This is a genomic window from Campylobacter sp. JH32 (assembly GCF_017846535.1).
In the GTDB taxonomy this organism is placed as follows: domain Bacteria; phylum Campylobacterota; class Campylobacteria; order Campylobacterales; family Campylobacteraceae; genus Campylobacter_D; species Campylobacter_D coli.
In genome coordinates this window covers 1-4,268 of the sequence record NZ_JAEQBS010000019.1, presented here as the reverse complement: position 1 = coordinate 4,268, position 4,268 = coordinate 1, and the positions used below count along the sequence as shown (strand labels likewise).

Sequence of the window (4,268 nt, the reverse complement as noted above, 5' to 3'; positions counted from 1 at the left end):
GCATAACAATAAATCATTGATGCTATAAGACAAATAGTCACAAATAATAAGGTTGTTTGAAAGTAAATACTATTATATATTACTAATTTTTAATATATAATAGTTATTTTTAGTAATTAATATTATATGTTAAATTAGTTTTATGTTCCGCATTAAACCAAATCAAGGCATTAATATCTGAACAATTAGTTGAAAATATTTCTGTAAATTCTCCCTCAAACCCAATATCGAATAACAAAGGTATTTCATAAATTTTAAGCCTTTTAGCTTCATTTACACTATTTGGGCTAAAAATAGAATCTATTTCGTTAAATAAAAAAAATTCTCCTTGTTTTGCTTGACAATTTTGACATATATTCATAAGGTAGTAACTTTTTGTTGTATTGGAATATGAAATTTTCATATTATTTTTTTTTAAAATACTTTCTAGCTCTTGAGAATAAGACAAAATATTCCAAATCATTTTAAATTTTGAATTAAATTTCCAATATTTTTTTTCACAATCTAAAAAAGAAGATTTTAAAGCCCCAAAAGCATAAACTGAAATCATCTTAGAACATTTCCAACAAGTAATAAAACCTTCAACAATATACAACTTCTCAGTAACATAAATGGTAAAATTTCTATTTTCTAAATAATCGATAAGGTAAGTTAAATTCCTATAATCTTCTAAATACCAAATTTTATAATCATTATTCCACTTAATCTTATATTTTTTTAATTTATCCTTATTAGAATAAGGAATATTAAGCTTAATATTCATAGTTTTTCTTTTTTAAAATCTCTTTATATTTTCTTACACTCTTAAGAGTATTAAATAAACCTATCAATATTATAATAAAAAATTATAAGCAATAAAAAATAGTCTCGAAAGAAAACTAAAATATCCTCATAAAAAAATTTAAAAGAAGAATTAAAAAGATTGCAAAACTTAAAACCATCATAAACATTGAACCAAAATACAATTTTTCTAAAGTATTAAGTTTATTAGGCTTTAAACACTTTAAAAGAATATTTTTAATTTTCACTTTCTTTTTCCATTTTTTAATTCTTATGATATTATAATAAAATAATAAAAAATTTTTTTTATTAAAACCCCTTTTTTGGAGTTACCAAAATCATTTTTTTATGATTTTATACAAAAGTTCAAAAATTTTAATTTTTGATTTACTTTTTTAATATTATAGAATTTAACAAATTTAAGAATTTAGTAACTATTCTATTTATGTAAATGTGTCTTTTAAAGCTCCTATTTTCCATATGGGTGTTCCGAAAAAATATCAAAAACTATTCTATTTATGTTAAAAACTATTCTATTTATGTCAATTTTTTAATAACTTATGGGTGATTGTATGCTGATTTTGCTGACATAAATATAATAAACTATTCTATTTATGTCAATTTTATATTTTAGATGAAATTAGTATTTTTCAAAAAAATAATTTTTTACATAGATATAATAAGTATTGACATAAATATAATAATTTTACTATAATTACTTTATAAAAAGTTGTTAATTTGCACTAAACTATTCTATTTATATCAATTTTTAGGGTGTAAATTAATTGTTTGTTCTATTTATGTCAATAGTAAGGAATTAAATGTTACTAAATATTATTATTGAAAAAGATCAGGATGGATATTTTGCACGCATTCTAGAGCTTGAAGGTTGTGTTTCGCAAGGAAATACCTATGAAGAAACTTTAGCTAATATAAAAGAAGCTGGGGAGCTTTATTTAGAAAGCCTTGCAAATGAAGAAAAAAGAATTATTGAAAATAAAACAACTTCAATTATTCCAATGGTTTTAGCAAATGCCTGAATTGCCTAGAATGACTGCAAAAGAAGCAGAAAAGCTTTTATTGCAAAATGATTTTTCGATTGATAGGCAAAAAGGCAGCCATAGAATCTATAAAAAAGGACTTTATAGAATGGTTATTCCTCACCATAGTGGAGAAATATTGCACCCTAAAATCATAAAACAACTATTTGAGATCATAGAAGTAGCAAAGGATTAAAAAATGCCAAAAAGAAATACTATTGATACTATTACACTCGGACTTTTTAGTGATGAAGATGTTTCTATAATCTGCGAAGATACAATTAAACTGGAAAGGGGCTCTGTAGCTGTATTAAGTGGCAATAGTGAAGTAGGCAAGTCTTTTTTAGCTTTAAAGGTATGTGCTAATGCTGTTAATGATGGCTTAAAACCTTTTTTTTGGAGTGTAGAAGATAAAAATAAAGCAATTTTAGAACGCATAAAAAATATTGAAAGTTTTTATTCTTTTAATGCTGCGGAACTTGAATTTTCGAATGAACTTCCAAAAATCAATAAAGAACCTATAAATTGCTTAAAAGAAGAACTTAATGAGTTAGCAGATTGCGATTTAATTGTTCTTGATACCTTTAGTGCATTTTTCTCAACATTAGGCTTTAAAGATCAAAACAATCAAAACGATGTGCAAAATTTCTTTAATATTTTAACAGATGTAGCAAAATCAAATAATCAAGCCATTTTATTACTTCACCACTTAGATAAAAAAGGTGAAAGTCTTATGGGTAGCTCTGTAATTATAAATGCCCCTAGACTTGTTTATAAACTCTCATTTCAAAAAGGAGAAGATAAAAACTCTACAACTTATCGCTTACTTGAAGTGCTAAAAGATAATAATAATATCAATGCTGGCGAGTTTCAAAAAACAATCAAAGTATTACAGAACTCTAGCATTGATGAACCTTTAGTTAAAGATATAAAAGTGGAAAATATTGACAATCATACCTTAGAAATTATCAACAAAAAAGATATTTCTGCTGTAAGTGTTAATGATTTAGCGGAAGGCTATGTAACAATGAATGAAAATAGAGGAGTTTTTTATTTAAGCTCACGAAAGCTTACTGATTCTAATTTTTATAAAGCATTTAAAGAAAATGACAATAAAATAGAATTTGGAATGCTTGGTGCAAATGGTTCATCATATGCTATTACTCTTAAAAATTCTTTACTAACGCAAACACATAGAAGTATTTTAGATGCTTTATTTTTATATATCAAGAAAAATGTAGATACAAGTGTTATTAAAAAATATCAAGAAAATTTTTGGGATATGGAAGTAAGATTAGAGCCTTATAAATTTTTAAAACAATATCTTAATAAAGCTCCTAGTAATTATTCTTGGTTAAAACAAAAATTTACAGAAATTTCTCGTTTTGCATATGATTTAGCCTTTACGCAAAACATTGAAGATAAAGATAAAGATAAAAAAACAATTACACAAAGAGATAAAGGGATTTTAATGTTTGATTCTGTAGAGCGTATCACAAAAGAAAATGGCGTGATTGTATCTGTATTTGTATTGACAGTTCGTAGGGAATATATCAAAAGACTTGAAACAGAATCTACTCTTTCATATGATGATGACTTATCAAAAATACTCATTGATTTAAATTCTTTAGTTGCACAGGATTTAATTAGATTTTTGACAAGTTTTCCTGATAAGAAAATCCTTAGTTATAGTGAGTTTTGTGAAATTAAAGCTTATAGACTTTATAAAGAAAGTTCTATCATTTCAAAACAAAAAAAGGAGATTGCTAAATTAAAAGATAAGCTTATAGAATTTGGAATTAATGTTTATGGCAAAGGTATAGAATTTGCAAATTATGATGATGAATTTTTTTATAACAAGTATAAAAATGAAAATGATTTGTTTTTTATCTACCAAAGTAATAATAGAGTAAAAAGATATATTAAGCGTGGTGATCCAATGAATCGATTAAACACCAAAAGTAATAAATTTATCTTACAGAAGTCTTTATTTGAGTGAATCACCCATCTGCTAAAGTAAAGTGGGTTTCTTGCTTCAACGAATAGATAACTAGTATATAACCATTTTTAATACCCTACTAGAGCTATCCTCTACCCCAACTAGCATTAGCAATAGATTTAGATAAGTGTTTGTTTTTAATTAGTCCTTTAATATTTAGATTTTCAACAGCTATAAAATCATATAAATTTGTGATTTCATCGCTTATCTTATGTAAATAATCATCTCTTGCTCTTGTAATTTTTTGATGAGCTTTAGCTACTTTAAGTTTAGCTTTTGCGCGATTATTTGAACCTTTTTGTTTTTTTACTCATTTGTATCCTTGTCTTTTCGTTTTTTGCAAGGATATTGTAACATTTTTAATTATTAATATTTAAAGTTCTTGCCTCTTTTAAAATCAATTTTCTTATATAAGTGCCATATTCACTTGCTAAATCTAAAACCATTAA

Annotated in this window: 4 protein-coding genes and 1 pseudogene; 3 read left to right on the top strand and 2 right to left on the bottom strand. The window is 24.8% G+C overall.

The window, feature by feature from the left end:
* Window positions 1-109 precede the first annotated feature (109 nt).
* Window positions 110-763: a conjugal transfer protein TraC gene (locus KAR67_RS09205; protein WP_079757453.1), complete on the bottom strand. Its 654-nt coding sequence runs from the start codon at window positions 761-763 to the stop codon at window positions 110-112.
* 838 nt (window positions 764-1,601) lie between these two features.
* On the opposite strand from KAR67_RS09205, the gene KAR67_RS09200 reads away from it, so the two are divergent.
* Genes KAR67_RS09200 through KAR67_RS09190 form a run of 3 tightly spaced genes read left to right on the top strand, consistent with a single transcriptional unit; the run spans window position 1,602 to window position 3,819 of the window.
* Window positions 1,602-1,820: a type II toxin-antitoxin system HicB family antitoxin gene (locus tag KAR67_RS09200; RefSeq protein ID WP_002818418.1), complete on the top strand. Its 219-nt coding sequence runs from the start codon at window positions 1,602-1,604 to the stop codon at window positions 1,818-1,820.
* Complete coding sequence (locus tag KAR67_RS09195) at window positions 1,813-2,016, top strand: type II toxin-antitoxin system HicA family toxin (RefSeq protein WP_002790340.1); 204 nt, start codon at window positions 1,813-1,815, stop codon at window positions 2,014-2,016. Before KAR67_RS09200 ends, KAR67_RS09195 begins: the two co-directional genes overlap by 8 nt.
* A gap of 3 nt (window positions 2,017-2,019) precedes the next feature.
* Window positions 2,020-3,819 carry an AAA family ATPase gene (locus tag KAR67_RS09190; protein WP_060787643.1) on the top strand — a complete coding sequence of 600 codons (1,800 nt, stop codon included), beginning with the start codon at window positions 2,020-2,022 and terminating at the stop codon, window positions 3,817-3,819.
* A 97-nt stretch (window positions 3,820-3,916) separates the two neighbouring features.
* Here the strand turns inward: KAR67_RS09190 and KAR67_RS09185 are convergent.
* Window positions 3,917-4,126: pseudogene (locus KAR67_RS09185) on the bottom strand (transposase); the annotation flags it as partial.
* Between the last annotated feature and the right edge of the window lie 142 nt (window positions 4,127-4,268).

Bases quoted from the DNA above. Each gene is read 5' to 3' on its own strand.
- KAR67_RS09205 (WP_079757453.1), bottom strand. From the start codon at position 763: ATGAATATTAAGCTTAATATTCCTTATTCTAATAAGGATAAATTAAAA.
- KAR67_RS09200 (WP_002818418.1), top strand. From the start codon at position 1,602: ATGTTACTAAATATTATTATTGAAAAAGATCAGGATGGATATTTTGCA.
- KAR67_RS09195 (WP_002790340.1), top strand. From the start codon at position 1,813: ATGCCTGAATTGCCTAGAATGACTGCAAAAGAAGCAGAAAAGCTTTTA.
- KAR67_RS09190 (WP_060787643.1), top strand. From the start codon at position 2,020: ATGCCAAAAAGAAATACTATTGATACTATTACACTCGGACTTTTTAGT.